We start from the raw sequence: 26,171 nt of genomic DNA, 5'->3' as shown, positions 1-26,171 counted from the left end.
GAGACGCTGCTCGTGCATGAGAATGAATCGGTCTATCTGCCGATCGGCTGCATTCATCGCCTGACCAATCCCGGCAAGATCGATCTCGAGCTCATCGAGGTGCAGACCGGCTCCTATCTCGGCGAGGACGATATCGTGCGCTTGCAGGACGTCTACAACCGCGGCTGACGCGAGCGATGATAGGCGAGCCTGAAGGCTCGCGGTCCAATATGCGCCCTGGACTGCGAGCCTTCAGGCTCGCATCGTTTCCGCCCCGTCCTATTGCCCGCGATTCTGCAGGCCATAGCGCTCGCGCAGATCGGCGAGCGCCGACTCCGGCGTCGCGCCCTGCTTGCGCAGGTTGAAATAATGCTGGCAGAGATCGCCGAAGGTCTGCTTGTTCGGCGTCACGGCGGAAATGCGCGCGAGATTTTCGATCAGCTCGGCTTCGTCCTCGGCCGCGCCGATCTCCGCGAGCATGTCGGCGAGCTGGCCGGCGCGATTGGCGAGCATGCGCGGCGATTCGAGAAAATGCGCGCCGCCGATTTCGAGCGCCGCGCGCAGTCGCGCCACCCGCGCTTCCGCGACCGGCGCGCCGCCATTCTTGCGCGCCGCGAGCCAATAGGCCGGATCGACGCGGTCGATCGGCGTCAGCCATTTGGGCAGCTCGTCCTTGCGCTTCACCTCGACGGCGGGGCGCTGCGGGGTCGTGTCCCCGCAGGCGCAGAGCAGCGCCGCGAGCGTCGCGCAAAGGGCGGCGAGACGCGGCGCTCGCATCGTCACTTGCCCTGCAGCTTCTTGGCGAGTCCTTGCAGGCCGTCCTTCAAAAATGTGGTCATCGCCTCGCGCGCGGCGTCGTCGTTGAGATTGTCCGGCGGCTCGTTGCTGGTGTCGCCGCGATAGAGGCGGCCATACCATTGCACCTCGCTGCCGCCGCCGGCCGCCGGCTTCACCGCGAGCGTCGCCGAATAGGAGCTGACCGGCAGAGCGTCGAGATTGGGGTCCGACATGCGATAGCTGAGCTTCATCTGCTGCGGATCATATTCGTCGAGGCTCTCGGTCACGACGCCGCCTTTGCGCAGCGTGATCTCGCGGACGGCGCCATTGCCGTCGCCGCCGGTGGCCTTCACGCCGGCGACATCGGGATGCCAGTCGAGCGAGCCGAAATGGCCGACGAGCGCCCAGACGGTTTTGGGGTCGGCGGCGACGGTGATCTTCTCGTCCACCTTGATCGGCGTCGGGCCATGCGCGAACGCCGGCGCGATCGACAGAAGGAAGGCGAAGAGGGCGATTGTCGGTTTCACGTTAGTCTCCTCGGAAGTGCGGTTGCGAGACGGGAGCGCCGGCGCCGCATGAGCAAAATTTCGGCGAGCGGAATGACCAGATAGAGGATGGCGAAGCCCGCCAGAGCCGCCGCGGCGAAGGCGGGACGCAGATCGACGGGCGCGAGGCTCGGCCGCGGATGCGCGACGGCGAGAAGCGCGGCGGCGAGCCCGTCCGGCTTCTCCAAATGGGCGTAGGCGAGGCCGGTGGTTTCGGCGAGCTGGCGCAGATAGGGCTCGCGCACGGAGGAGAGATGCTCCGTGCCGATCGTCATGGCGCCGCCGAAGGGCGCATTGCGCGGGTTGTAGCCCTCGCGCTGCTCGGCGCCCGGCGGCGCCAGGCCGAAGCGGCTCTCATGCGGGACCTCGTCCGCGCCATAGAAGCCGATCTCGCGGCCGCGATCGTCGAATTTGGGAATGGGCGCCGGCTCATAGCCGCCGGCGCCGAGGATGAGGCCGAGAACCTCGCCGCGCTTGCCCTCGAAGACCGGGGCGCCATAGGCCGGAAGCGGCGGCGCCTCCTGTCCGTCGGTGACGAAGACGAGATCGGCGTCGATGCGGCGCGCCATTTCCACCGCGCGGAAGAAGCCCGCGGAAATGCGGCTGTCGCCCTCCCAGGCCATGCGCCAGTCGAGCGCGCCGATCGCCGCGTCGATGGCGGCGAAATTCGTGCAGACGTCGATCGGCTCGAACAGAAGAAAGGGCTCGCGCTCGGTGAAGATGGCGAGCCCCGCGCGTGACGGGCAGGGAAGATCGGCGACCAGCCGCCGCAGGGCTCGCTTGGCGTATTCGATGCGGCTCGCCGGCGCGCCGTCCAGCGTATAATCGCGCGTGTTCATGCTGCCGGTGATGTCGAGCGTCAGCAGCAGATCGGCGCGATTGCGCACGGCTTCGGCGCGCGGGAAGAGAAAGGCCGCGCCCAGCATCGCCCCTGCGAAGGCGAGCGACAGAAAACGCGCGTCGCGCAGGCGGGCGATCACGGCTGCGATCATGGCCGCGATCATGGCAGCCCCTTGGGCGCGCCGGGAATGTCGGTCCAGATTTTCTTCGGATCGGCGGGAAGCTCGTCGCCGCCGGAGCGCTCGAGCTGCGGATTGTCGCGCACGAGGCGGGCGGCGACATCGAGATTATATTTCGCGTCCCAGAAGTCCGGCCGATATTGCAGCGCGCGGCGATATTCGCGCCGCGCCAGCTCGACGAAGGGGCCCGCCGGCTCGAGCTGGCCGCGCTCCAGCAGATCGAAGGCGTGGCGCAGCAGCGCATTGCCGAGATCATAGTGGGCGAGAGCGGAAAGATCGTCGCGGCCGGCGGCGCCCAGCGGCTCCAGCAGAGCGCGCGCCTTGTCGAATTCGTCGCGCTTCGCCAGCAAGCCGGCGCGCGCCGCGAGCAGCTCCGGCGCCGAGGAGGCGTCGGTCTCGACGTCGTGGCCGGCGGCGAGCGCCCCCAGGGCCGCATTGTCGGCGCGGGCGCGCCATGTGGCGAGCGTGGCTTGCAACGCGCCGGCGAGCGCCGCGCCGAGCAGCAGCAGCAAAAGGCTCGAGCGCCAGCGCGCGAGAAGACGCGCGAGGGCTTTCCGCACCGTCTCGGCATACGCCGCTTCGCTCATGCGAGCCTCCTCGCGGGCCGTCGCGGCGCCGAGGCGGCCTGTTTCAATCCGGTCTCGGCGAATTTCGCGGCGAGCAGCAAGGATGAGGCGATGGCGGCGACGAGCAGCGTCTCGCCGGTCAGATCCTTGCGCGGGATGCGCTCGGCGTAGCGGAAGGGACGGCGCTCGAGCCGGTCGATCTCGGCGATGGCCTCCGCCACCGCGGCGGGGCCTTCCGCCTCGAAGGCGCGATAGGAGACGCCGAGCGATTTGAAGAAGAGGTCGAGATGGCGCTCCGGCAGCGCCTGCGGCGTGTCCAGCTCGCCCGGATCGGGCTTGTCGCTGAAGCCCTTGGAGCCCTGCGTGCGCAGGAACAGCCAATAGAGATTGGGCATGATCTTGCGGAAATCGGCGCGCAGCTGATCCTGTATGCGCGGATCGATGACCGCGGCGCCGTCCGAGACGAGCAATATCACGCGCGATTCGACATCAGAGCCGGCGGGCAGCTGGGAAAGCGCCATTGCGAGGCCGCGGCCGATATTGGTGTAGCCGAGGCCCGGCCGGTCGATCGCCTGAACGGCGGCGCGCACCGCCGCGCGATGATCGGTCATCGGCATGACCAATATGGGCGAGGTGGAAAAGGCGGTGACGCCGAACAGATCATGCGCCCGGCGATCGACGAAGTCGCTCATGAAGCGCTTGGCGGCGGAGGCTTTCGATTCCTCGCCGCCGGCCGGCGTGCGGCCGGCGAAGGTCTCGTTCATGCTCGCGCTGCGATCGATGAGGAGCGAGATTTCCGCGCCTACGCCAGAGCGCGGGATCGAGCGGCCCTCGCGATAGGGGCCGGCGACGGCGACCGCGCAGGCGCCGATGGCGAGCATGGCCGCGAGGCGCAAGGCGGCGGCGACGAGGCCCGATAGCGTGTCCTGCGGCGCGGCGGCGACGGATGAGATCGGCGAGGGCCGCAGCGCCGAGAAGACCAGCGGCGCCAGCGCCAGCGGCAGCAGAAGCAGCGCGAGAGGAGAGGCGACGCCAAAGCTCATCGCGCGCCCCGCTCGAGCGTCGCCAGCGATTTCGCCAGCGCGGCAATGTCCGCGAGGGGAAGATCGGGGCCCGAATCGGCGACGCCGAAGAAGAGCGCGCGCGAGGCGCCGAAGAAACGGTCGAGCGAGTCTCCCGCAGGGACGAATTCCGCCTTGTGGGAGAGAAAGGCGCCGATATCCTCGGCGAAGATCCGCCGCCCTGCGGTTTCGTCGATCGCGCGATGCAGCGAGAGCATGGCGTCCCGTCGCGCCGGCTCGTCGCCGCGTCGCGCCAGCGCTGCGATGCGACGCGCGGCGGCGGCGAAGACGCGGGCGCGCCGGCGATGGAAAGGCGGCCAGCCGCGATCACGCGCGACCAGAACCAGCGCGCCGAATGCGAGCGCGACAAAGACGCCGGCGCGAATGGCCGGCGTCGTCGCGTCGCCGGCCGTGACGCTGGCGTCGGGACGCATATAGTCGGTCGGATCGTCGCGGCGCTGCGGCAGCACCTCGCGCAGCGGCGACACGCCGATCATCCAGGCGGGCGCCTGCACGGTCTCGGTCGCGCCCTCGCGCGTGAAGCGCAGCGAGAAAGGCGGAATTTGCAGATCGCGCACATCCAGCGCGACATAGAAGAGCTGATAGGTGAGCTCTATGCTCCAGCGCGTGAGGCCGGCGCCGGCGGAGTCCTCGCGCAGCCGAATGTCGCGCAGATCGAGCCGATAGTCGAGCGGGCCGGGGCGCGGCAGCGACGCCGTCTGCAGTTGCAGCGTGGACTCGGCGACGATCTCGAGCCGCGCCGTCACCAGATCGCCGACGAAGAAGCCGAAGCTGCGATCGGCGTAGAGACGCACGGATTTCACTTGCTCCGCGGCCGCTGCGCCGGCGAGCGCGAGAAGAAGCGAAAGGGCGAGAAGGGCGGCGCGCATCGTCAGAGCCCGAGCAGATGACGCGACAGCGCGTCGGCGTCGAAGGCGTCACGGATGACGAAGGGCGGACGCCCATGGGCGAGCGCGAGACGACGCAATGCGTCGCGCCGCTCGGCCTCGCGCGCGAGCCAGCGGCGACGCAGGGCGGGGCGCATGAGCACGAGCCGCCGTGCGCCGCTCTCGAGATCGTCGAGCTCGACGAGGCCGAAATGGGGAAGATCGCGCTCCTCGGCGGAATCGACGAGAAGAATGGGCGCGAGATCATGCTGCGCCAACAGGCCGAACAAATGCGCGGTAAAGCGCGCCGGCCAGCGAAAATCGGAAATCAGCAGGACGAGCTTGCGGCGCCCGGCGATGGAGCCCGCGGCTTCCGTCAGCCCTTGCGCCGATGCGCCGCGCGGCGTCGAGGCGCGCAGACGTTCGGCCGCCCCGCGCGCGGCGCCGCGCGCGCGCGTCGCCGGCAGCAGGAGATCATTGCGCAGCGTCGCGTCGCAGGCGAGGAGGCCGAAGCGGTCGCCGACGCGCGTCGCCGAATAGCCGAGCGCGGCGCAAAGATCGGCGACGAGATCGAGCCGGCGCGCCGCTCCCTGGAATCCCATGGAGGCGGAGAGATCGACCAGCGCATAGACGTCGATGGAATTGCGCTGCTCGAAGCGGCGCACATGTGTCTCGCCGGTCGGATCGCGCATGGTGGCGCGAATGTCGATGCGCCGCGCGTCTGGATATTGAATGAAGCGCGCGTGATCGCGAAACACGCCGATGCCGCCGACGTCCACGCCGCCATGCGCGCCCACCGAGCCGTTGGAGACGCGGCCGCGGGGACGATAGGCGATGTCGAGGAGCTCGGCCATCACGCGCCTTCCACTAGGGCGCCGGGACCGTGGCGAAGGCCGCGCGGCACAGATCGCGGACGATGTCGTCGCCGCGCATCGCATAGATCGGATCGACGAAGATGCGATGCGCCATCGTCTCCAGGAAGATTTCGCGAATGTCCTCCGGCGTCAGCGCGTCGCGACCCTCGAGCCAGGCGCGCACGCGCGCCGCGCGGACCAGAAAGGCGAGGCCGCGCGGGCTGGCGCCGCCGCGCACCAGGCCGCGCATCTCGACGTCCGGCAGCGTGACCCCCGCCGCGAGCGGATCGAGCAGCGCGTCCCAGAGCTTCGCCACATAGGCTTGCAACGTCTCGCTCGCGCGGACGCGCGTCTGGATCAGCTCGGCGACGGCGGCGAGCGCGCGATAGTCGAAGACGGGCTCGCCGATGTCGTCGAGCAGCCGGTCCACGTCATGGAAGCGCGGATCGAAGATCAGCGCGCGGCGCGCGTCAGGATCGCTCGGCGTCTTCATGGAGATTTCCATGAGGAAGCGGTCGCGCGCCGCGGCGGGGAGCTCGAATGTCTCCTCGCGCTCGACGAGATTGCGATCGGCGAAGACCTGCAGCGCGGGAAAGGAATAGTCGCGATCGAAGGCGGTGACGCTGCGCTCCGCCATCAGCCGCAGCAGCAGAGAATGCACCTGCGGGCGCGCGCGATTGATCTCGTTGAAGAAGAAGATGGAGAGATTTTCTGCCTGCCGCAGCACCGGGCCGGGCTCGACGCGCGGGCGGCCGTCATCGGCGAGATAGGTGTGATAGATGAGGTCGCTGGGCATCAGATCGACCGTGCCCTCGATGCGCGAATAGGCGCCGCCGAGCGCGCGCGCCACGGCGCGCAGCAGCGTGGTCTTGCCGACGCCCACATCGCCTTCGAGCAGCACATGGCCGCGCGCGAAAATGGAGATCGTCACCAGGCGGATGACGCGGCTTTGGCCGATGACGGCGCGTGCGACGCGCGTTTCGAATTCCTGCGCCTTGGCGCGCCAGTCGGCCAAGGTCGCGTCGGTTTCGGCGGTCTCTGTCACGCTGAGCGAGTCCAACGTCTCGTCGGAAGGAAAAGCATTGCAGCCACGATCCCGGGAAAGGGTCCGACGCGTTGTTGTCGAATGACGCCGGATCCGGACCGTGGCCGCATGACTGCCGTCCCCGGGCGCGGGGGCGGCTTTTTATTCGATCGCTTACGGGATCTGGCTCACGTCATAGACGAATTTGCCGGTCTTCTTGAAGTGCTCGACGCGCTTTTTGTTGCGCTCTTCCATGGCCGCGACGGCGGACTGGTTCTTGGCGAGCTCTGTCGGGTTGTGCTTGGGGTCGTATTTCGAGCCGGCGACCTTGTCCGGAAAGCCGGGCTTGGGCTCCCAGCAATCGCCGGGCGCCTTGCACTTGGTTCCGTCATAGGCCGAGGCCGCGCCGATCGCAGCCGCGTTCATGACGAACGCGACGCCGAGGGCCGCCGCAATCTTCAAAACTCCCATCGTGCTTCCTCCAATTTATGCGCGGCTCTCGCCGCGGCCGCCGCGCCGCTCACGCGTGCGCGACTTTCATTTTCCCGAGGCCTCGCATTTTCCCGACGTCTTTTATTTTCCCGAGGTCTTGCACTGACCGGGCGGATCGTCGGGGAATGTCTCATGTCCGGGATAGGGCTTGAACTTCGCGCGCTGCTCAGGCGTCAGCCAGGTCGTTCCAGCAACGGGGTCCTTGTAGAGATGGCGGACCCAGGCCATGACCTTCAGCATCTCGTCGAGCTGGAGATTGGCGTATTGCGGACCCATGGACGCTTGCGCGCCGCCGAAGATGGTCGAGAAGAATCCTTCGTCGGTCGCGTTCTGCGGATAGGTCCAATAGGAATCATTCAGGCCGGGGCCGATCTTGCCTTCGCCGAGATGGCCGTGACAGCCGGAGCAGGCGGAGAGGAAGATCTGCTCGCCCTGCTTCAGGCAGCTCACATCCTCATTATAAGGATTGACGCCCGTCTGCATGAATTGCTTCACGCCTTTCGTGTCCTTGCCCTCGGGAAGCGCGTCGTCGAAATTCAGCACCTCGCCGGTGATCGTGTTGCGAAAGGTGATGCCGGCGTCCTGCGCGATCGCCGCGAGGGCGATCATGCTGGCGAAGGCGCCTCCGGCCAGGACAAAGGCCTTTTTCTTGGTCGATTTCATTTGTGTCGGTCTCTTCGAATGTTCGCCGGTATCGTTTTTCGCTCGGAGCGATAGACGCTCTAATGCGCCGCGACCGGATTGACGATGGGCAGCAACGGAACGCCTTCCGCCGTGAGGATTTGGTCGATCTTCGGCTTGGCGCGCTCGAGGCCGGCGTTCACTTGCACGAGGAGCTCCTTGTCGGCGAGGCGCACGCCGACCGACTGGTCGTAGTGCTGCCCGACCTTCTGGCCGTCGCTGCGTTTGGAATCGTCGTCGATCATCGTCATGCGCAGAGGAGTCGGCGAGGATTTGACGAAACGCGCCACGTCCGGCGCAAAGGCCGACGCCAGCTCGGCGCCGCCGCTGGCCACTTCGCCGACCATGCGCGCAGGATCGATCTGCGTATATTGATTGCGCGGCGAGCGGAAATTCACCAGCGAATAGAGATAGGCCATGTCGCCCTCATATTCGCCGATCTCCTTCAGCATCACTTCCGCCGGAGAGCCGAAAGGCACGGCGATGTGATTGAAGGATTTTATGCGCGGATCGGACCAGGATTTGATGTCGAGATTTTTCTCGGCCTTGGTCACGAACACATAGCCGCTGCGGAAATAGGGCTTGCTCGTCAGCACGCGGGGATCGCCCGCGTCGAGTCCGACGACCACGTCGCACTGGCTCTTGTCGAGATAATCCCTCACCAGATAGATCGCGGGCTTCGACGTCCACACGAATTGCGCCTTGCGGCCCATCGCTTCGGCGAGGGCGACGGCGATGCGATTCTCGAGGCCGGTTCCGTCCTTGAGGGAGAGAGGCGACTGCGCTTCGGAGGCGCAGATGCGCAGCGTGTCCGCGGCGGCGGCCGTGGGCTTCGTCTCTTGCGCCGAAGCGCCGGCGGCGGCGGACAGAATCGCCAGAGCGAGGCCGGAGGCGGCGAGACTCGAAGAGGTGATACGCGACATGGGATCGATCCGATGGGTTTGCATCGTGAGGCAAGGCCGCCCGGACGCCTTTGACGCATCCGGGCGGCGTGCTGTGTCGGTCGCGAACAGGGGAGGGCGCGACCGACGCCGCCGACGATCAGTGGGCTTTATATTCGCCGAGATTCACGTCGTCGTAAGGGCCCTTGCCATTCAGCGAGAAGACCATGACGCCGCCGCCCATCTGCGTGTAGTTGGCGAGCTGCTTGAACGCGCCCACCGCGCCGAGGCCGGCAGTCGGGTCCTGAAGGTCGAACACGAGTCCCACTCCCGGCCAACCGCCGACGCCGTAGATGATCGCGACGTATTCGACGCCCTTGTGATTATAGACGATCGGATAGCCGAGCACGCCGGAGGGAAGCTTGAACTTCCACAGCAGCTCGCCATTGTCGCTGTTGCGAGCCTTGATGAAGCCGTCCAGCGTTCCGTAGAACACGATATTGCCGGCCGTCGCGGTGGTGCCGCCCCAAACGGCGAAGCGCTCCGCCTTCTCCCATTTGAACTGGCCGGTGATCGAGTTGTAGGCCTTGATCTGGCCGAGGCCCTCGCCCTTCTGACGATCGCCCTTGGGACCCGGATACATGTTCAGCGTCGCGCCGACGAAGAACTGACCCGCGCGATAGGGAAGCATGAAGGGCTCCCAATCCATGCAGATGTGGTTCACGCCGAGGAAGAACAGCTGCTTGGTCGGGTCGTAGGAGTCGTGGCCCTGGTTGTGATAGCCCATCGCGGAGGGACAAATGTCCTTGCCGAGATGATCCATGCGGGTGCCATACTCCGGATCGCGAACCGGCAGGCCGCTCTTCAGATCGACCGTCTTGAACACGTTGACCGTGTCGTCGATCTTGTCCGCGGAGATCAGATCGCCATTGGTGCGGTCGAGCGTGTAGACGATGCCGTTGCGATCCGGATGGGTGAGAAGCTTGCGCTCCTTGCCGTCCTTGTCCTTCTGCTCGGTGAGCAGCATGAAGTTCACGCCGGCGAAGTCCCACTCGTCATGCGGGGTCTTCTGATAGCCGAACTTGGCTTCGCCCGTGTCGATGTCGCGGCCGAAGATGGTCATCGTCCATTTGTTGTCGCCCGGACGCATCGTCTCGTTCCACGGCGCCGGATTGCCCGAGCCGTAGTAGAAGAGGTTCGTGCCCGGATCGTAAGCATACCAGCCCCAATTGGTGCCGCCGCCGATCTTCCAGGCGTCGCCCTCCCAGGTCGAGGTGCCAAGGCCCTTCTGGCCGTATTGGGGATTCTTGCTGTTGAAATCCTTGCCGAGCAGCAGATCCTCGTCCGGACCCGTCGCATAGGCGCGCCAGGACTGCTCGCCGGTGTGGACGTCATAGGCGGTCACATAGCCGCGCACGCCGAGCTCGGCGCCGGAGGAGCCGACCAGGACCTTGTCCTTGATGACATAGGGCGCGATGGTGAGCGTCGAGCCGACCTTATAGTCGGAGTTCTCGACCTTCCAGAGGAGCTCGCCGGTCTTGGCGTTGAGCGCCTCGATATGGCCGTCGAGCAGCGTCTTGAGAATGAGCGGCGGGGTCTTGGCGTCGCCCGGCCAATAAGCGAGGCCGCGGTTCACGAGGTCGCAGCAGGCGACGGCGCGCGCGGCGGCGTTCTGCTTCGGCTTGTCCTGCCACAGAATGCGCGTCGGGTCGTCGAGGTCGAGCGCGAAAGTGTTGTTCGGGAAAGACGTGTGGACATACATCTTGCCGTCGACGACGAGCGGCGCGCCCTCGTGGCCGTTCAAGAGACCCGTCGAGAAGCTCCAGGCCACCTTCAGATTCTTGACGTTGTCGGTGTTGATCTGCGTCAGCGTGCTGTAGTTGTCCGAGTGATAGTTCTTACCCGGCATCACCCAATTGTCTTCGCTCTTGGACAGCTGATCGAGCTTGTCGTTGGCCGACGCGACGCCGATCGGCGCCACCGTCAGCACGGCGAGCAGCGATACCGAATTCAGTAGTTTCCTCATCGACGAGTCCTCCTGCAACAGCCATCGCTCGGCGAATCGCAGAGCGGAATGGAGATGTCGCCTCGTGAAACAACGGCTCGTGATTTACTCGAGCCATTCTTGTTTGTCGGCCTCCGGCCTCGATGTCGTCGTGACGCTTAGGCCCGAAAAAACGAGGTCTGGGGCCGGCGAGATATAGGTTTTCGGCCGCGTCTCTGTCTGTATGATTTGTCGGTAATCTCACGCGGGAAGAATCGGCATAAGCGCCGCTCCTTCATCACGACTTCACTTGAGCAGACATCCTGTTCCCGCCCCCGTCGCGCCGCGATGTTGACAAAGTGGCATGGCCTTTGAAGCCGAGGCGCGGCCGATGGCCATTCGTTCCATTTCAAGACGGCGTGATCGGCTCCGATCGACGATGCGATCCGGGACGATCCATGGATGATGGACTCGAAAAGGAACGAGATGGAAAGGCGTATCAAACTGACCGACATCGACCGGCCGGACGAGCCGCTGGAAGTAGAAATCGAACGGCTCGCCGAGACGACGCTTCGCGTGCTCGTTCCCAATACGGTGATCCGTTTCGAGTTGCGGCGCGCGAGCGAGGCCGCGCCTTTCGAGGGATCATTGGGCGGCCGCTCTTTCACTTTCGATCCCGAGCCTCCACCAGCCAAGCCCAAGACACGGCGAAAATAAGCTCGCGCCCGCGCTTCGGCGCGCCTCGTCCGCGTCGCGAGGGGCGGGCGCAGAAGAATGAGCTTTCGTCGGCGCGGTCGGGAAAAATTCACGTCGAGAGCGCGTGGAGCCCCCCGGAATGGCACAGTGGCGGGCGTCTCGTGTCGTTTTCTGGACAGAAACGGGACACCGCCGCCGAGCCGCCCCAATTCGAATCGCCCCGCCTCGTCTCCGCCCTCGCGCCCTCGCGCCACGTCGCGCTCGCGTCGCCATGCGGAGGGGCGCGCGCTCGGCGACGCGCGACGATCGTCGAAAAAATCGGGAGGCGCGAAAATATTTCGCGCTTTGCGCTACGCCGAAGCTCGCGATCTATCCCTTTCTGCTCGCGGGGCCTCACGCGTGAGTTGACATTGATGTGACGATCGTCGCGATCGTTGCAATCGAAACGTCGTTCATGTGTCACGAAACAGCAGCACGCGGCGCCTAGCGTTTTCGCCATGCTGCTCGCATCGAACCGCCGTCTCTCTCTCGAACGCCTCGTCCTCGCCGAGACGCTGCTCTCGTGGCGAGATCGCCTGTCGCAGGCCGATCTCGCGGGCGTGCATTTCGTGACGCTCTCCACGAAATTCACATTCGGTCGCATGCTCGCGATCACGATCAGCAAGCTCGGCAATGGGTGGATCTATCCGATCCTCGCCGTGGCGATCTTCTCGCTCGTCGGCCTCGAAGGCTGGCCCGTCATCGCGCTCGGCGGACTCAACGCCGCGTTGCTGCATACGCTGTTCCCGATCATCAAGAAGCGCATCGGACGCAAGCGGCCCTTCCATGTCGATCCGCGGCTGACGTCGCTGTTGAAGATCCTCGACGAGCACTCCTTTCCGAGCGGTCATATGATGACGCTCAGCGGCGTGCTGACGCCGATCGTTCTCGCCTGGCCCTCCGCCGCCGCTTCCGCCGCAGTGTTGGTTCTCTCGATGGCGTGGTCGCGCATCGCCACCGCGCATCACTATCCGAGCGACGTGCTCGGCGGGCTGACCATGGGCCTCGCCATGGGCTATCCGCTATCGGCCTGCATTCTCGGCCATTGGTGAAATGACGCCGAGCGCGGCGAGAGCGCGCTCGAGCGAGCGCTTCTCCTCATGCGCATAGATCGCCATTTCATCGGCGACCTTGGTTCCGAGCGCATGCTCGAACGCCTCGCGATTGGCCTCGGCCGATAGCGCGCGACGTCCGCCTTCGCCGAGGTTGGACTGGAAGATGCCCGCGGCGCTCACCGGCAGGAAATCCTCGTAGGTGATCGGCTCGGCGATGAGCGCGCCGTCACGCAGCAGCGTCTCGACATCGCCGCGTCCCGAATTCGCGCGCTGCTTGTCGCCGGGCGCGTAGCGGAAGAAGGCGAGGCCCTGCGCGCGCAAGGCCGCGGCGTCGTCGGGGAAGGCGGCGAAGCGGCGCTTCAGCTCCGCTTTGTAATCCGCGATCGCGCCCTCGCGCGGCGGCGCGGCGGCGAGCGTTTCGGCGAGCAGCCTGTCATAGAGCGCGCGGCCTTTCGCGGTGAGCGCCGCGCCGCGCTGCTCGATCTCGCCGAAGCGCGCGCGATGCTCGCCGCGCGCGTCGTCGCGTCCGGCGAAGCGCACCGGCTCGGCGATGGCCTTGAAGCTGGTCTGCCGCAGCAGAATCGGAAACGCGCGCGGCGGCGGGCCTTCGACGATCGATTTCGGATCGAGCCCGCGCTCGGCGAGCGCCTTCTGCGCGGCATCCATGTCGAGCGTCGGCAGCGTCAGATGATTGATATGCGGCCCAGGGAAGCAGACCACGTCGGCGACGAGCGGATGCGCCTTGCGATAGGCCTCATAGACGCCGGCCGTCACCGTCGCCTCACCGCGCCAGCGGAATGTGTGCAGCGCCTCATGCACGAATTCGATCGCCTGCGCCTCGCCGAGCCCGCCATTGGTCTCGAAAATCTCGACGAGATGCAGGCAGCGCGGCGTGAAGATGCGCCGCCGCGAGAGTATCTCCTGCGCCTCGCGGCGCAGATCCTCGCCCTCTATGAGCTCCGGGCGCAGCAGCGAGGTGAAGATGCGGAAGGGGCAACGATTCAGCGATTCCGCCTCGATCGGCCGGAAGCAGGTGGAATGAACCGGCACGCCGGCGGGCGAGAGATCGTAATAGCCGACCGGATACATTCCCATGACGGCGAAGAGCCGGCGCAGGCCGGCGAGCTCCTCCGGCCGTCCGACGCGAATGGCGCCATGGCGCTCGACGCCGATCAGATCGTAGCCGTGCGAGCGGCGAAGGCGCGCCTCCAGCGCGGCGTCGCGGGCGAGCGTCTCGCCGTCGATCTCGCCGACGATGCGCGTCATCTCCAGATAGCGCGGGACCTCGTCGCGATACATTTGCGTCATCGCCGCGGAGAAGATCGAGCGGATCGTATCGGCGGGAACATGGGCGTCGGTCATGTCGGACTTACTCCCTTGCGTCAGACGTCGAAGACGACGCCTTGCGCGAGCGGCAGCGCGCTCGAATAATTGATCGTGTTGGTGGCGCGGCGCATATAGGCCTTCCAGGCGTCGGAGCCCGCCTCGCGGCCGCCGCCGGTCTCCTTCTCGCCGCCGAAAGCGCCGCCGATCTCGGCGCCCGAGGGGCCGATGTTCACATTGGCGATGCCGCAATCGGAGCCCTCCGCCGAGAGGAAGCGCTCCGCCTCGCGCAGATCGGTGGTGAAGATCGACGAGGCGAGGCCGTGGCTCACGTCGTTTTGCATCTGCAGCGCCTCGTCGAGATCGCGATATTTCATCGCATAGAGGATGGGCGCGAAAGTCTCGCGCCGCGCGACGGGCGCGGGCTCCGCCAGCTCCACCAGCGCCGGCCGCGCATAATAGGCGTCGGGGCGCTCCTGCGCGAGCAGGCGCTGGCCGCCATAGACCTTGCCGCCGATCGCCACGGCCTCGTCCAGCGCCTTCTGCATGGCGTCGTAGGAGGCCTTGTCGATGAGCGGGCCGATGAGCGTCTTGCCCTCGCGCGGATCGCCGACCGGCGCCGAAGCGTAAGCGAGCGAGAGCCGGCCGATCAGCTGGTCATAGACCGATTCATGGACGATGAGGCGGCGCAGCGTCGTGCAGCGCTGGCCGGCCGTCCCCATCGCCGCGAAGGCGATGGCGCGGACGGCGAGATCGAGCGGAGCCGAAGGGCAGACGATGGCGGCGTTATTGCCGCCGAGCTCGAGCAGCGAGCGCGCGAAACGCTGCGCGACGCGCGGCCCCACGATGCGGCCCATGGCGGTGGAGCCCGTCGCCGAGACCAGCGCGACGCGTCGATCGTCGACGAGCCTCTCGCCGAGCTCGCGCCCGCCGATGGCGAGGGCGCAGAGTCCTTTCGGCGCATTGCCGAAGCGCGCGATGGCGCGGTCGAGCAGCGCCTGCGTCGCGAGCGCCGTCAGCGGCGTCTTTTCCGAGGGCTTCCAGACGAGAGCGTCGCCGCAGACCAGCGCGATGGCGGCGTTCCAGGCCCAGACCGCGACGGGAAAGTTGAAGCTGGTGATGACGCCGACGACGCCGAGCGGATGCCATGTCTCCATCATGCGATGGCCGGGGCGCTCGGTCGCTATGGCGAGGCCGTAGAGCTGGCGCGACAGGCCGACGGCATAGTCGCAAATGTCGATCATCTCCTGCACCTCGCCGCGCGCTTCGGAGACGATCTTGCCGGCCTCGATGGTGATGAGCTCGGCGAGCTCGTCCTTGGCCGAGCGCAATTCCTCGCCGAGCAGCCGCACCAATTCGCCGCGCCGCGGAGCGGGAATATTGCGCCATTCGAGGAAGGCGGCGTGAGCTTCGCCGATCGCGACGTCTAAAGCATCGCCGTCTCGTGTTTTCACTCTGGCGATCACATCTCCGGTAATCGGCGATTTGCTGTGCAATTGTCCATCGCGGAATAGCGCGGGCGGAACAGTAATACGCGATAGCAGCTCTTCAGCTCGTGCTGCTATATCGTTGTGTTTTGTACGAGATTCCATGGTTGTGCTTCCCATCTCGCCGTTTTGCTGCTTTATTTATCTCGCAAATAGCTCGTGTTCGATGTATTTGCAATGCGAACGTCGGGGCGGCGTAACGACGCGCGTCCCGCCAGAATGGCTCGCAGAGGCTTCGGGTCCGTGAGCCGCCGATCGCCCGCACTGATGACAATCGTCGAGGCGACGCCCACATAACGAACAAGCGAGGTCATTCGTTCATGAACGCCAACGTCAAATCCGTCGACAATCCGCATCGCGCTCGCAATTATGCGCCGCTTCCCGTCACGCTGACGCGCGGCGAAGGCGCCTTTCTGTTCGATGTGAACGGTCGGCGCTATGTCGATATGATGAGCGCCTATTCCGCCGTGAGCCACGGCCATGCGCATCCGCGCATTCTCAAAGTTCTCACCGAGCAGGCGCAGCGTCTCGCCGTGCCCTCGCGCGCCTATTACGACGATCGTCTCGACGATTTTCTCACGGAATTATGCGCGCTCACCGGGCTCGACGTCGCTCTGCCGATGAACACCGGCGCCGAGGCGGTGGAGACCGCGATCAAAGCCGCGCGCCGCTACGGCCGCCGCGTGCGCGGGCTGAAGAATCCCGAGATCATCGTCGCCAAGGGCAATTTCCACGGCCGCACGACGACGATCGTCGGCTTCTCGTCGGAGCCTTCCTATCGCGATGATTTCGGTCCCTACGGCGGCGGCTTCCGCGCGGTTCCCTATGGCGATCTCGCCGCGACGGAAGCGGCGATCGGCTCCGATACGGTCGCCATCATGGTCGAGCCCGTGCAGGGCGAGGCGGGCGTCATCGTGCCGCCGGTCGGCTGGCTCGCCGGCCTGCGCAAGATGTGCGACGCGCGCGGGCTGCTGCTCATCGTCGACGAGGTGCAGGCGGGTCTCGGGCGCACCGGCGCCTGGTTCGCGTTCCAGCACGAGAACATCAAGCCGGATGGCGTCATGCTCGGCAAGGCGCTCGGCGGCGGCGTGCTGCCGGTCTCGGCCTTTGTCGGCACGCGCGCGCTGATGGATATGTTCACGCCCGGCTCGCACGGCTCCACTTTCGGCGGCAACACGCTCGCCGCCGCGGTCGGGCTCGAGGCGCTGCATGTGATGCGCGACGAGAATCTCGTCGAGCGCAGCCGCACGCTCGGCGATCATATGCTGCGCCGCCTGCGCAACATGGACAGTCCGGCGCTGCGCGACGTGCGCGGCAAGGGATTGTGGGCCGGCGCCGAGATCGATCCGCGCTACGCCACGGGCCGCGAGGTCTGCGAGCGCCTCTGCGACAAGGGCGTGCTCTCGACGGTGACGCATCACAGCGTCGTGCGCCTGTCGCCGCCGCTGGTCATCGCGCGCGAGGATCTCGATTGGGCGCTCGATCGCTTCGAGGAGACGCTCGCCGAATGCGTCGAGCGCGCGCGTCCGGCCAAGCGCGCTCTGGCGAGCTGATCGGCTGTCATCATTGCGGCGCCGAGGCGAAGATAGACGTCTCGGCGCCGTCTTCGTGCGAGACACGAAGAGAAAGGACGAGGATGACGCAGCCGCACGATCTGCACGGAGCCGCCCGCGCGCCGCACGACGAGACGCGTCAGCGCATATTGATGTGCGCGCCGGACGATTTCGACGTGCGCTATGTCATCAATCCCTGGATGGAGCATCAGATCGGCCGCACGACGCCGTCGCTGGCGCGCGAGCAATGGCGCAATCTTCGCGCGCTCGTCGCGCAGAGCGCCGAGGTCGAGCAGGTCACGCCGGCGGCCGGCCTGCCCGATATGGTGTTCACCGCCAACGCCGGCTTCGTGCTGGGCGCTATAGCGGTGGTCAGCCGTTTTCGCGCCGAGCAGCGGCGGCCCGAGGAGCCGCTGTTTCGCGCCTTCTTCGAGGCGCAGGGCTACGATGTCGCGCCCTGGCCCGAGCCTATTCCCTTCGAGGGCGCGGGCGACGCGCTCATCGACCGCGGCGCGGATGTCGTCTGGTGCGGCTATGGCATGCGCTCGGCCGCAGAGGCGCCGGCGGCGCTCGAGCGGATCATCGGGCGGCGGGTGATCGGCTTGAGGCTCGTCGATCCGCGCTTCTATCATCTCGACACATGCTTCTGCCCGCTCGCCCGCGGCTGGCTGATGTATTATCCGCCCGCTTTCGACGACGCCTCGCGCGCGGCGATCGAGAAAATCGTTCCGCGCGAGAAGCGCATGGAGATCGACGAAGCGGACGCGATGCGCTTTGCCTGCAACGCCATCGATCTCGACGCCAGCGTCGCGATGAACGACGCTTCGCCGCAGCTGCAGAAGCGCCTGCGCGACGCCGGCTTTGCGCCGGCGCTCGCTCCGCTCTCGGAATTCATGAAGGCGGGCGGCTCCGCCAAATGCCTCACGCTGAAGCTTTCAGAGCGCTAAGCGCATCTTCGATGCATAGAGCTCTAGGCTCCGTGCTCTGCGGGATCGTCGGGGTGCGGGATCGTCATGGTGAATGTCGCGCCGGCGCCGAGCTGCGAGCGCGCCTCTATGCGCCAGCCGTGCCGCTCGCACATGGATTTGCACAGGGCGAGGCCGACGCCCGTTCCCGGATATTGCGCGAAGCTGTGAAGCCGCCGCAGCGGCTCGAATATGGCCTCGGCGTATTTGGGCTCGAAGCCTATGCCGTCATCGATGACCGATAGGCGCAGCTCCTGCCCGCGCTGAACCGCGAAGCGAATATCGGGCGCGCGGTCCGGCTTGCGATATTTGACCGCATTGGACAGGAGATTGGCCAGGCAGCGCTCGAATTGCGGCCGGTCCGCATTCACGATCACGCCCGGCGGAACCGCGACGACGACCTGCGCATGGGTCTGCCGGAGCAGCTCGGAAAAATCCGAGACGACCGCTTCGATCTCCTCGCGCACGTCGAGCGGCTGTAGCCGCGGCGGCGTCGACACCTGCCGCGAATAGGCGAGCAGCCCGTCCACCAGCTCCCGCGCCCGCAGGGCCGAGCGCCGCACCACCTCGCTCGCATGCTCCGCCTCGCGCGGCTCGTGTCTGGCGAGCGAGGCGGCCATGATCTCGGCGAACGCCGCGATCTTGCGCAAGGGCTCCTGCAGATCATGCGAGGCGATATAGGCGAAGCGCGCCAGGCGCTCATTGGCGAGCTGCAGCTCGTTCGCGCGCTCGACGAGCTGACGCTCGATCTCCTTGTGATGCGAGATGTCGAAGACGGTGACGGCGACGAACAGGCGTCCATCGTCGTCATGGATCGGCGCGAGGCCGACATGCACGGGAAATTCGGCGCCGCTCTTCTTGCGGCCGCAGACGTCCGAGTCGACGCCGAGGAGAATGCGGCGCGGCGATTCATAGTATGCCTCGCGCAAATGGGCGTCGCGTGCGCGCATGTCATCGGGCAGCAGCATGTCGATCGTGCGGCCGACGAGCTCTTCGGCCGAGTAGCCGAACATGTCCTCGGTCGCCTGATTGACGTAGAGAATATGATCGTCGCTCAAGAGAAATCGCGCCGCAAAGGCGGATTCGACGATCATCTTCAATTGTTCGGGCGTCGCATGCATGAGCGCGGACATAGGGTCGAAGCTTCGGCCCCCTATATGGGCAAGCGCCTCATGTGGAGCGAGTGGGGTGCGGCTTTTGGCCGTCGATCAGCATCTTCAGCGTGTCCAGATCGATCGGCTTGACGAGGTGGCGGTCGAAGCCCGCGGCCTCGCAGCGACGGCGCACATCGTCGCCGCCGGCGCCGGTCGAGGCGAGCAAAAGCAGATCGCGGCCCTCCGGCAGCGCGCGCAGCGCATGCGCCGTCTCATAGCCGTCCATGCCGGGAAGGCCGAGATCGAGCAGCGCGACGTCGGGCTTGAAGCTCTGGGCCGCCTCGAGCGCGCGCAATCCATCGCTCGCGACGCAGACCTCGTAATTCTCGAGGCGCAGCAGCTCGGCCATGGCCTCGCAGACGGCGGCGTCGTCATCGACGATCAAAACCTTGCGCCGCACCGTTCTCTGCTCCGGCGCGGCGGAGCGCGCGCCGTCCAGCACGTCGCGGACCTTGCGCGCCAGACGATCGATCGAATAGGGCTTGACGATGAGCTCGACGCCCGGATCGAGCACGCCATTGTGGACGACGGCGTTGGGCGTGTAGCCGGTGGTGAAGAGAATCTTCAGATCGGGCCGCCGCTTCCATGCCTCTTCCGCGAGCTTGCGGCCATTGGTGTCGGGCATCACCACATCGGTGAAGAGCAGAGAAATATGCGGATTGACCTCGAGCTGACGGAGCGCGGCGGCGGCGCTCTCGGCGGCGAGCACGTTGTAGCCGAGCTCCTCGAGCGTGTCGGCGGTGAGATCGCGCACGCGCACATCGTCCTCGACGATGAGGATCGTCTCGCTCGTCTCGCTGCGCGGCGTGGAGCGCGCATGGGTCGTCGGCGCCGCCGTCGCGCTCGCGCCGTGATGGCGGGGCAGATAGAGCTTGACGGTCGTGCCGAGCCCCTGCTCCGAATAGATGCGGACATGTCCGCCCGATTGCCGCACGAAGCCATAGACCTGGCTGAGGCCGAGCCCCGTGCCGCGTCCGGCGGGCTTGGTGGTGAAGAAGGGATCGAAAGCGCGCGCGACAGTCTCGCGGCTCATGCCGGTTCCGGTGTCGGTGACGGCGATCAGCACATATTGGCCGGACGGTATGCCGATCTCGCGCGCCGCATATTCCTCGTCGAGATAGGCGTTGCTGGTCTCGATCGTGAGCTTGCCGCCCTGGGGCATGGCGTCGCGCGCATTGAGCGCGAGATTGAGGATCGTCGTCTCGATCTGGCTCGGATCGGCGAAGGCGCGCCATAGGCCGCCGGCGAAGACGGCTTCCAGATTCACATCCTCGCCGAGCGTGCGGCGCAGCATCTCGGCCATGGAGGAGACCATCTTATTGGGGTCGATCGGCTCTGGCGCGAGCGGCTGGCGACGCGAGAAGGCGAGCAGACGATGCGTCAACGTCGCCGCGTGCTCGGCGCCTTCCAGCGCGCCGTCGAGATAGCGCAGCGTCTCCGCCGGGTCGGTCGCGAGCCGTCGCTTGGCGAGATTGACGCTGCCGATGACGACGGCGAGCATGTTGTTGAAGTCATGCGCGAGGCCGCCGGTCAGCTGGCCGATCGCCTCCATCTTCTGCGATTGCCGCAATTGCTCGGCGAGCTGCTCGCGCTGCGCCGCTTCCGCGGAGAGCGCCGCATTGACATTGCGCAGCTCCGATTGCGCGGCGGCGATCGCGTCGAGCCGGTTGCGCAGCAGGCCGATCGTCGCGGCGCCGATGAGAATGGTGATGGAGATGGCGAGCGCGGCTCCCGCGCGCAGCATCGCGCTGTTCTTGTCCACGACATGCGATTGCGCATCGATCATCTGCTGCTGATGCGTGGATTTGGCGTCGAGGCCGTTGCGCAGGCGCTCCATGACCTCCTTGCCGGCGCCCTCGCGCACTATAGCCACGGCCTCGTCGTGCTTGCCTGCGGCCTGCAGCTCCACCGTATGGCGCAGCTCGGCGAGCTTGGCGGCGGCCAGCGCGCGCAACCCCTCCAGCGCATCGCGTCCTTCGCCCGGCTCGGTCGTGCTGGTCAGGACGTCGAAATCCGCGTCGATTCGTTTCGTCGCGGCGTCGAGGGGGCTGAGATAGGCGTGGTCATTGGTCAGCAGATAGCCGCGCTGCGCCGCTTCCGCCCCCTGCAGGTGATCGAGGATGCGGTGCTGGATCTGCCTCTCGCCGATCAGCTGCCGCACGTCGCGATAATCGGTCGCCTGCTTGCCGACGAAAGCGAAGGCGGCGAACAGCGAGGCCGCGAGAACGGCGAAGCCCGCATAGAGAAACGACGAGGTGTCGATGAATTTGCTGCGCATGAACATCCTTCTCGGCGCAATGACGGAGTCATCCGCTCGGCGCGAGCGGCATGTCCTTGTCCGGCCCGAAATGTGGTCGGAGCCGCGGCCGGCTTGTCGGGCGGCGGCGAAATTCCCAAATCTCGCGATTGGCCTGCGGCCCGATCGCCGCTAGCCTGAGCGTTCCACGGCGTCCTCTCCTCTCCTCACGGCCATGCACCTGTCTCACCTTTTTCATCCGGCGGTTTCGGCGTGGTTCGCCGATCATTTCCGCAACGCGACGCCAGCGCAAGCAGAAGCTTGGCCTCAGATCAAATCCGGCCGAAATATACTGATCGCAGCCCCGACCGGCTCCGGCAAGACATTGGCCGCCTTCCTCGCCGCGATCGACGATCTCATTCGCCAGGGCCTGGCCGGGACGCTCCCGGACGAGACCCGAATCGTCTATGTGTCTCCGCTCAAAGCGCTTTCCAATGACGTCAGCCGCAATCTCGAGGCTCCGCTCGCCGGCGTGCGCGAGAATTTGAGGCTCGCGGGGCTGCCGGATGTCGACATACGCGTGCTGGTCCGCACCGGCGACACGCCCTCGGCCGAGCGCGCGCGCATGCGCAAGCGGCCGCCGCATATTCTCGTGACCACGCCGGAGTCGCTCTATGTGCTGCTCGGCTCCGAATCGGGCCGCAAGGCGCTGGCGACGACGCGGGCGATCATCGTGGACGAGATTCACGCCGTCGCGCCCAATAAGCGCGGCGCGCATCTTTCCCTGTCGCTGGAGCGGCTCGCCGTGCTCTGCGGCGACGGGCTGCAACGCATCGGCCTGTCCGCCACGCAGAATCCGATCGCCTCGGTGGCGCATTTCCTGGTCGGCGCGGGCGCGGATGGGGCGCCCGCGCGCGCGCCCGTCATCGTCGACTCCGGGCATCATCGCGCCCGCGATCTCGCGATAGAGGTTCCCGGCGCGCCGCTCGAGGCGGTGATGTCGGCGGAGGTCTGGCGCCAGGTCTATGATCGTCTCGCCGAGTTGATCGCAGAGGATCGCACCACTCTGGTCTTCGTCAACACGCGCCGCCTCGCCGAGCGCCTCGCCCGCGAATTGTCGGATCGTCTCGGCGAGGCGGCTGTCACCTCGCATCACGGCAGCATGGCGAAGGAGCATCGCCTGCTCGCAGAGCAGCGGCTGAAGCGCGGCGAGCTGAAAGCGCTTGTCGCGACGGCGTCGCTGGAGCTCGGCATCGACATCGGCGATGTGACGCTGGTCTGCCAGATCGCCTCGCCGCGCTCCATAGCGAGCTTTCTGCAGCGGGTCGGCCGCTCCGGCCATGTCGTCGGCGGCCTGCCCAAGGGGCGGCTGTTTCCCTTGTCGCGCGACGATCTCGTCGAATGCGCCGCGCTGCTCGACAGCGTGCGGCGCGGCGAATTGGATCGGCTGACGATTCCGCATCGTCCGCTCGACGTGCTCGCGCAGCAGATCGTCGCCGAGGTGGCCGTGCAGGAGTGGGGCGAGGCCGAGCTCTATGAGCGTTTCAAGCGCGCCTGGCCCTATCGCGCGCTCACGCGGGCGGAGTTCGACGATGTGGTGAAAATGCTCGCCGAAGGCTATGCGACGCGGCGCGGCAGGCGCGGCGCGCTGCTGCATCACGATGCGGTGAATCATATTCTGCGCGAGCGGCGCGGCGCGCGCATGACGGCGCTCACCTCCGGCGGGGCGATTCCGGAGACCGCCGATTATCAAGTGCTGCTGGAGCCGGAGAATCATATCGTCGGCACGGTGCATGAGGATTTCGCCGTCGAGAGCATGGCCGGCGACATCTTTCAGCTCGGCAACGCCTCCTATCGCGTGCAGCGCGTCGAGCGCGGCACATTGCGCGTCGAGGATGCGCAGGGTCAGCCGCCGACCATTCCCTTCTGGCTCGGCGAGGCGCCGGCGCGCGCCGATGAGCTGTCGCTCTCCGTCTCGCGGCTGCGTGGCGAGATCGCCGAGCGTCTGCGCAGGGACGCCAGCGGCGGCGAGGCGCAACGCTGGCTGATGGAGGAGGTCGGCGTCGCGCCGCCCGCGGCGGAGCAGCTGGTCGACTATCTCGCCGGCGCGCTCGGCGCTTTCGGCGGCGTGCTGCCGACGCAGGACACTCTGGTGCTCGAGCGCTTCTTCGACGAGGCGGGGGGAATGCAGCTCGTCGTGCATTCGCCCTTCGGCGGCCGCATCAATCGCGCCTTCGGCCTCGCGCTGCGCAAGCGCTTTTGCCGCAAGTTCAACTTCGAGCTTCAGGCGGCGGCGACGGAAGACAACATACTGCTCTCGCTCACCACGGCGCATAGTTTCGAGCTCGCCGAGGTCGCGCATTATCTTCATTCCAACAGCGTGCGCGGCGTGCTGGTGCAGGCGATGCTCGCCGCGCCCATGTTCATGACGCGCTGGCGTTGGACGGCGGGAATCTCGCTCGCGCTGCCGCGTTTCCAGGGCGGCCGGAAAACGCCGCCGCAATTTCTGCGCATGCAGGCGGAGGATCTCGTCGCCGCGGTCTTTCCCGATCAGATCGCCTGCGCCGAAAATCTCGCCGGCGAGCGCGAGGTTCCCGATCATCCGCTGACCAATCAGACGATCTGGGATTGTCTGCACGAGGCGATGGATATCGACGGGCTCGAGCGCCTGCTGCGGCGCATGGAGGCGGGCGAGCTGCGCGTCGCCGCCTGTGATCTCACCCAGCCTTCGCCGCTGGCGCTCGAGGTGCTCTCCGCGCGGCCCTACGCCTTCCTCGACGACGCGCCGCTCGAGGAGCGCCGCGCGCAGGCGGTGATGGCGCGCCGCTGGCAGGACCCGCAGAGCGCCTCCGATCTCGGCCGGCTCGACGAGGCGGCGATCGCGCGCGTGAAGTCCGAGGCCTGGCCCGAGCCGATCGACCCGGAGGAGCTGCATGACGCGCTGCTATGGATCGGCTGCCTCACCGTGGCCGAGGTCGCCGCCGCGCCGGACTGGGCCGGCTGGCTCGCGGCGCTGGCCGAGCAAAAGCGCGCGACGCGCTTCGAGGCCGGGCCGGCGAGCTTTTGGGTGGCCGCCGAACGGCTGACGCAATTTCACGCGCTCTGGCCGAAGGCGCGACTTTCGCCGGCGATTTCGCCGCCCGAGGGCGAGGCGCCGGCGTTGTGGTCGGCGGAGCAGGCGCTGATCGAGATTTTGCGCGGCCGGCTCGAGGGTCTCGGCCCGGTCACGCAGACGGGGCTCGCCGCCGCGCTCGGCCTCGAGCCCGCGAGCCTCGCTTCGGCGCTCGTCGCGCTGGAGGCCGAGGGCACGATCATGCGCGGGCGCTTCCTGCCCGGCGCCAATGACGAGCAATGGTGCGACCGCCGCCTGCTGGCGCGCATCCATCATTACACGATCAAGCGCCTGCGCGCCGAGATCGAGCCGGTGGCGGCGCGCGACTTCCTGCGCTTCCTCTTCGATTGGCAGCATGTCGCCGAGGATGCGAGGCTGAAAGGGCCGGAGGCGCTGTCCGCCGCGCTCTCGGGGCTCGAGGGCTATGAGGCGCCGGCGGGAGCCTGGGAGACGGAAATACTTCCGGCTCGCCTCTCCGACTACGAGCCGGCCTATCTCGATTCGCTCTGTCTTTCCGGCCGCGTCGCCTGGGCGCGGCTGACGCCGCCGGCTGCGGGCAAGGGCGGCCGCATCGTCACGCCGGTGAAGAGCTCGCCGGTCGCTCTATTGGAGCGCCGCAGGCTCGGCGACTGGACCTCTGTGGCCGCGCCGGCCGAGGCGCCGGCGCCGAGCGGCCGCGCGGAAAAAGTCGTCGAGACGCTGCGCGCCGAGGGCGCGCTGTTCTTCGAGGAGCTGGTCGACGCCTCGCGCCTTCTGCGCTCCGAGCTGGAGACGGCGCTCGGCGAGCTGGCCGCGCTCGGTCTGGTGACGTCGGACAGTTTCGGCGGGCTGCGCGCGCTGCTGGTGCCGTCCGAGAAGCGCAAGCCTTTCGACGGCGCGCGGCGGCGCGGCAAGGTGCTCTCCTTCGGCATGGAGGGCGCCGGCCGCTGGTCGCTGATCCGCCGCGCCTATGCGGCGCCCGGCTCGCAGATGCGGCACGCTTGCGTCGAGCATATCGCCCAGGCGCTGCTGCGCCGCTACGGCGTCGTCTTCTGGCGGCTGCTGGCGCGCGAAGGCGGCTGGCTGCCGCCCTGGCGCGATCTGCTGCGCGTCTATCGGCGGCTCGAGGCGCGCGGCGAAATTCGCGGCGGGCGTTTCGTCGCCGGATTTTCCGGCGAGCAATATGCGCTGCCGGACGCGGTCGGCCTGCTGCGCGAGGTGCGGCGGCGGCCGGCCGACGGGCAATATGTGTCGCTGTCGGCCGCCGATCCGCTCAATCTCATCGGCGTGCTGACGCCGGGCGGCAAGCTCGCCGCGCTCACCGGCAATCGGCTGCTGTTTCGCGACGGGCTGCCCATCGCCGCGCTCGCCGGCGGCAAGATCGAATTTCTGACGAGCGTCGACGAGGCGACGCGCTGGGAGGCGGAGAAACGCCTGATCCGCTCCGCGGCGCGCGGGCAGCTCGCCGATCTCGCGTGACTTATGGGGCGCTGTCGCCGTAGCGCAGCACTCGCACCGTCTCGAGCGTGACCAGCCCGCTGGTCATCATCGCGTCGAGAAGGGGGAGAAAAGCGTCGATCGTCTCCGGCGCGTCGACGATCTCGATGACGAGCGGCAGATCTTCCGAGAGGCTCAGAATCTTCGTCGTGCGGATCCGGCTGTTGTGGCCGAAGCCGACGGGGCCGCGCAGCACGGTCGCGCCGGCGAGATGGCTCTCGCGCGCCTTCAGCACGATCGCGTCATGCAGCGGCCGTCCGTTGAATTTGGCGTCCTCGCCGATGAAGATGCGAAGCAGAGTGGCGTCTCGTGGCAGTTTCATCGG

22 protein-coding genes and 1 pseudogene are annotated in these 26,171 nt (G+C 67.0%); 6 read left to right on the top strand and 17 right to left on the bottom strand.

Features of this window, described 5'->3' with window-relative positions:
- Positions 1–168: pseudogene (gene cpsB, locus VIF40_RS00620) on the top strand (mannose-1-phosphate guanylyltransferase/mannose-6-phosphate isomerase); the annotation flags it as partial.
- Positions 169–258: 90 nt separating this feature from the next.
- Here the strand turns inward: cpsB and VIF40_RS00615 are convergent.
- From VIF40_RS00615 to VIF40_RS00560, 12 genes are all read right to left on the bottom strand, one after another.
- Entirely contained in the window at positions 259–756 is a 498-nt protein-coding gene (locus tag VIF40_RS00615) for a hypothetical protein (RefSeq protein WP_331935576.1), read from the bottom strand.
- A 2-nt stretch (positions 757–758) separates the two neighbouring features.
- Positions 759–1,283 (bottom strand): SRPBCC family protein, encoded by a 525-nt coding sequence (locus VIF40_RS00610; RefSeq protein ID WP_331935575.1) that lies wholly within the window; start codon positions 1,281–1,283, stop codon positions 759–761.
- Positions 1,280–2,293: a vWA domain-containing protein gene (locus VIF40_RS00605; protein WP_331935574.1), complete on the bottom strand. Its 1,014-nt coding sequence runs from the start codon at positions 2,291–2,293 to the stop codon at positions 1,280–1,282. Before VIF40_RS00605 ends, VIF40_RS00610 begins: the two co-directional genes overlap by 4 nt.
- An 8-nt stretch (positions 2,294–2,301) precedes the next feature.
- A complete protein-coding gene (locus VIF40_RS00600) occupies positions 2,302–2,907 on the bottom strand; it encodes an MxaK protein (protein ID WP_331935573.1) in 606 nt (201 codons plus the stop codon).
- A complete protein-coding gene (locus VIF40_RS00595) occupies positions 2,904–3,929 on the bottom strand; it encodes a vWA domain-containing protein (RefSeq protein WP_331935572.1) in 1,026 nt (341 codons plus the stop codon). Before VIF40_RS00595 ends, VIF40_RS00600 begins: the two co-directional genes overlap by 4 nt.
- Positions 3,926–4,837 carry a nonribosomal peptide synthetase MxaA gene (locus tag VIF40_RS00590; protein WP_331935571.1) on the bottom strand — a complete coding sequence of 304 codons (912 nt, stop codon included), beginning with the start codon at positions 4,835–4,837 and terminating at the stop codon, positions 3,926–3,928. The genes VIF40_RS00595 and VIF40_RS00590 overlap by 4 nt, the downstream gene beginning before the upstream one ends.
- A gap of 2 nt (positions 4,838–4,839) precedes the next feature.
- On the bottom strand, positions 4,840–5,688 hold the full coding sequence (locus VIF40_RS00585) for a DUF58 domain-containing protein (RefSeq protein WP_331935570.1): 849 nt from the start codon (positions 5,686–5,688) through the stop codon (positions 4,840–4,842).
- Between the two features lie 13 nt (positions 5,689–5,701).
- Positions 5,702–6,733 carry a MoxR family ATPase gene (locus VIF40_RS00580; RefSeq protein ID WP_331935569.1) on the bottom strand — a complete coding sequence of 344 codons (1,032 nt, stop codon included), beginning with the start codon at positions 6,731–6,733 and terminating at the stop codon, positions 5,702–5,704.
- A gap of 153 nt (positions 6,734–6,886) precedes the next feature.
- Positions 6,887–7,138: a methanol dehydrogenase gene (locus VIF40_RS00575; protein ID WP_331935577.1), complete on the bottom strand. Its 252-nt coding sequence runs from the start codon at positions 7,136–7,138 to the stop codon at positions 6,887–6,889.
- A gap of 147 nt (positions 7,139–7,285) precedes the next feature.
- A complete protein-coding gene (gene moxG / locus VIF40_RS00570) occupies positions 7,286–7,867 on the bottom strand; it encodes a cytochrome c(L), periplasmic (protein ID WP_331935568.1) in 582 nt (193 codons plus the stop codon).
- Positions 7,868–7,926: 59 nt separating this feature from the next.
- Complete coding sequence (gene moxJ / locus VIF40_RS00565) at positions 7,927–8,808, bottom strand: methanol oxidation system protein MoxJ (protein WP_331935567.1); 882 nt, start codon at positions 8,806–8,808, stop codon at positions 7,927–7,929.
- Positions 8,809–8,926: 118 nt separating this feature from the next.
- Positions 8,927–10,792 carry a methanol/ethanol family PQQ-dependent dehydrogenase gene (locus VIF40_RS00560; protein ID WP_331935566.1) on the bottom strand — a complete coding sequence of 622 codons (1,866 nt, stop codon included), beginning with the start codon at positions 10,790–10,792 and terminating at the stop codon, positions 8,927–8,929.
- Between the two features lie 444 nt (positions 10,793–11,236).
- Between VIF40_RS00560 and VIF40_RS00555 the strand changes: the two genes are divergently transcribed.
- Positions 11,237–11,467 carry a hypothetical protein gene (locus VIF40_RS00555; RefSeq protein WP_331935565.1) on the top strand — a complete coding sequence of 77 codons (231 nt, stop codon included), beginning with the start codon at positions 11,237–11,239 and terminating at the stop codon, positions 11,465–11,467.
- A gap of 476 nt (positions 11,468–11,943) precedes the next feature.
- Positions 11,944–12,537: a phosphatase PAP2 family protein gene (locus tag VIF40_RS00550; RefSeq protein WP_331935564.1), complete on the top strand. Its 594-nt coding sequence runs from the start codon at positions 11,944–11,946 to the stop codon at positions 12,535–12,537.
- On the opposite strand, the gene hglS is transcribed toward VIF40_RS00550, so the two are convergent.
- The gene (hglS, locus tag VIF40_RS00545) at positions 12,508–13,902 is read right to left on the bottom strand and encodes a 2-oxoadipate dioxygenase/decarboxylase HglS (protein ID WP_331935563.1); all 1,395 of its coding nucleotides are present in this window, start codon (positions 13,900–13,902) and stop codon (positions 12,508–12,510) included. The two genes, VIF40_RS00550 and hglS, sit on opposite strands and share 30 nt — an antisense overlap.
- A gap of 20 nt (positions 13,903–13,922) precedes the next feature.
- A complete protein-coding gene (locus VIF40_RS00540; RefSeq protein ID WP_331935562.1) occupies positions 13,923–15,455 on the bottom strand; it encodes an aldehyde dehydrogenase family protein in 1,533 nt (510 codons plus the stop codon).
- Between the two features lie 215 nt (positions 15,456–15,670).
- Between VIF40_RS00540 and rocD the strand changes: the two genes are divergently transcribed.
- Together rocD and VIF40_RS00530 are read left to right on the top strand one after the other, a co-directional pair.
- The gene (rocD, locus tag VIF40_RS00535) at positions 15,671–16,903 is read left to right on the top strand and encodes an ornithine--oxo-acid transaminase (RefSeq protein ID WP_331935561.1); all 1,233 of its coding nucleotides are present in this window, start codon (positions 15,671–15,673) and stop codon (positions 16,901–16,903) included.
- Between the two features lie 83 nt (positions 16,904–16,986).
- Positions 16,987–17,850, top strand: a complete 864-nt coding sequence (locus VIF40_RS00530; protein ID WP_331935560.1) for a dimethylarginine dimethylaminohydrolase family protein — start codon at positions 16,987–16,989, stop codon at positions 17,848–17,850.
- Between the two features lie 23 nt (positions 17,851–17,873).
- On the opposite strand, the gene VIF40_RS00525 is transcribed toward VIF40_RS00530, so the two are convergent.
- A complete protein-coding gene (locus tag VIF40_RS00525) occupies positions 17,874–19,001 on the bottom strand; it encodes a sensor histidine kinase (protein WP_331935559.1) in 1,128 nt (375 codons plus the stop codon).
- A gap of 37 nt (positions 19,002–19,038) precedes the next feature.
- Entirely contained in the window at positions 19,039–21,300 is a 2,262-nt protein-coding gene (locus VIF40_RS00520) for a response regulator (RefSeq protein ID WP_331935558.1), read from the bottom strand.
- A gap of 193 nt (positions 21,301–21,493) precedes the next feature.
- Between VIF40_RS00520 and VIF40_RS00515 the strand changes: the two genes are divergently transcribed.
- A complete protein-coding gene (locus VIF40_RS00515; RefSeq protein ID WP_331935557.1) occupies positions 21,494–25,828 on the top strand; it encodes a DEAD/DEAH box helicase in 4,335 nt (1,444 codons plus the stop codon).
- Between the two features lies 1 nt (position 25,829).
- Here the strand turns inward: VIF40_RS00515 and VIF40_RS00510 are convergent, their stop codons facing one another.
- Positions 25,830–26,168, bottom strand: coding sequence for a DUF190 domain-containing protein (locus tag VIF40_RS00510; protein WP_331935556.1), 339 nt, complete (start codon positions 26,166–26,168; stop codon positions 25,830–25,832).
- Positions 26,169–26,171 lie beyond the last annotated feature (3 nt).

The sequence above is a fragment of the Methylosinus sp. genome (genome assembly GCF_036560965.1).
Classification (GTDB): domain Bacteria; phylum Pseudomonadota; class Alphaproteobacteria; order Rhizobiales; family Beijerinckiaceae; genus Methylosinus.
This window is presented reverse-complemented; position numbering and strand designations above follow the sequence as displayed.

What these genes read in the sequence shown, in the direction of transcription:
- VIF40_RS00555 (WP_331935565.1), top strand. Translation starts at nt 11,237, where the DNA reads ATGGAAAGGCGTATCAAACTGACCGACATCGACCGGCCGGACGAGCCG.
- VIF40_RS00540 (WP_331935562.1), bottom strand. Translation starts at nt 15,455, where the DNA reads ATGGAATCTCGTACAAAACACAACGATATAGCAGCACGAGCTGAAGAG.
- VIF40_RS00605 (WP_331935574.1), bottom strand. Translation starts at nt 2,293, where the DNA reads ATGATCGCAGCCGTGATCGCCCGCCTGCGCGACGCGCGTTTTCTGTCG.
- VIF40_RS00585 (WP_331935570.1), bottom strand. Translation starts at nt 5,688, where the DNA reads ATGGCCGAGCTCCTCGACATCGCCTATCGTCCCCGCGGCCGCGTCTCC.
- VIF40_RS00595 (WP_331935572.1), bottom strand. Translation starts at nt 3,929, where the DNA reads ATGAGCTTTGGCGTCGCCTCTCCTCTCGCGCTGCTTCTGCTGCCGCTG.
- VIF40_RS00590 (WP_331935571.1), bottom strand. Translation starts at nt 4,837, where the DNA reads ATGCGCGCCGCCCTTCTCGCCCTTTCGCTTCTTCTCGCGCTCGCCGGC.
- moxG (WP_331935568.1), bottom strand. Translation starts at nt 7,867, where the DNA reads ATGAAATCGACCAAGAAAAAGGCCTTTGTCCTGGCCGGAGGCGCCTTC.
- VIF40_RS00600 (WP_331935573.1), bottom strand. Translation starts at nt 2,907, where the DNA reads ATGAGCGAAGCGGCGTATGCCGAGACGGTGCGGAAAGCCCTCGCGCGT.
- VIF40_RS00525 (WP_331935559.1), bottom strand. Translation starts at nt 19,001, where the DNA reads ATGTCCGCGCTCATGCATGCGACGCCCGAACAATTGAAGATGATCGTC.
- rocD (WP_331935561.1), top strand. Translation starts at nt 15,671, where the DNA reads ATGAACGCCAACGTCAAATCCGTCGACAATCCGCATCGCGCTCGCAAT.
- VIF40_RS00510 (WP_331935556.1), bottom strand. Translation starts at nt 26,168, where the DNA reads ATGAAACTGCCACGAGACGCCACTCTGCTTCGCATCTTCATCGGCGAG.
- VIF40_RS00615 (WP_331935576.1), bottom strand. Translation starts at nt 756, where the DNA reads ATGCGAGCGCCGCGTCTCGCCGCCCTTTGCGCGACGCTCGCGGCGCTG.
- moxJ (WP_331935567.1), bottom strand. Translation starts at nt 8,808, where the DNA reads ATGTCGCGTATCACCTCTTCGAGTCTCGCCGCCTCCGGCCTCGCTCTG.
- VIF40_RS00575 (WP_331935577.1), bottom strand. Translation starts at nt 7,138, where the DNA reads ATGAACGCGGCTGCGATCGGCGCGGCCTCGGCCTATGACGGAACCAAG.
- VIF40_RS00530 (WP_331935560.1), top strand. Translation starts at nt 16,987, where the DNA reads ATGACGCAGCCGCACGATCTGCACGGAGCCGCCCGCGCGCCGCACGAC.
- VIF40_RS00515 (WP_331935557.1), top strand. Translation starts at nt 21,494, where the DNA reads ATGCACCTGTCTCACCTTTTTCATCCGGCGGTTTCGGCGTGGTTCGCC.
- VIF40_RS00520 (WP_331935558.1), bottom strand. Translation starts at nt 21,300, where the DNA reads ATGCGCAGCAAATTCATCGACACCTCGTCGTTTCTCTATGCGGGCTTC.
- VIF40_RS00560 (WP_331935566.1), bottom strand. Translation starts at nt 10,792, where the DNA reads ATGAGGAAACTACTGAATTCGGTATCGCTGCTCGCCGTGCTGACGGTG.
- hglS (WP_331935563.1), bottom strand. Translation starts at nt 13,902, where the DNA reads ATGACCGACGCCCATGTTCCCGCCGATACGATCCGCTCGATCTTCTCC.
- VIF40_RS00550 (WP_331935564.1), top strand. Translation starts at nt 11,944, where the DNA reads ATGCTGCTCGCATCGAACCGCCGTCTCTCTCTCGAACGCCTCGTCCTC.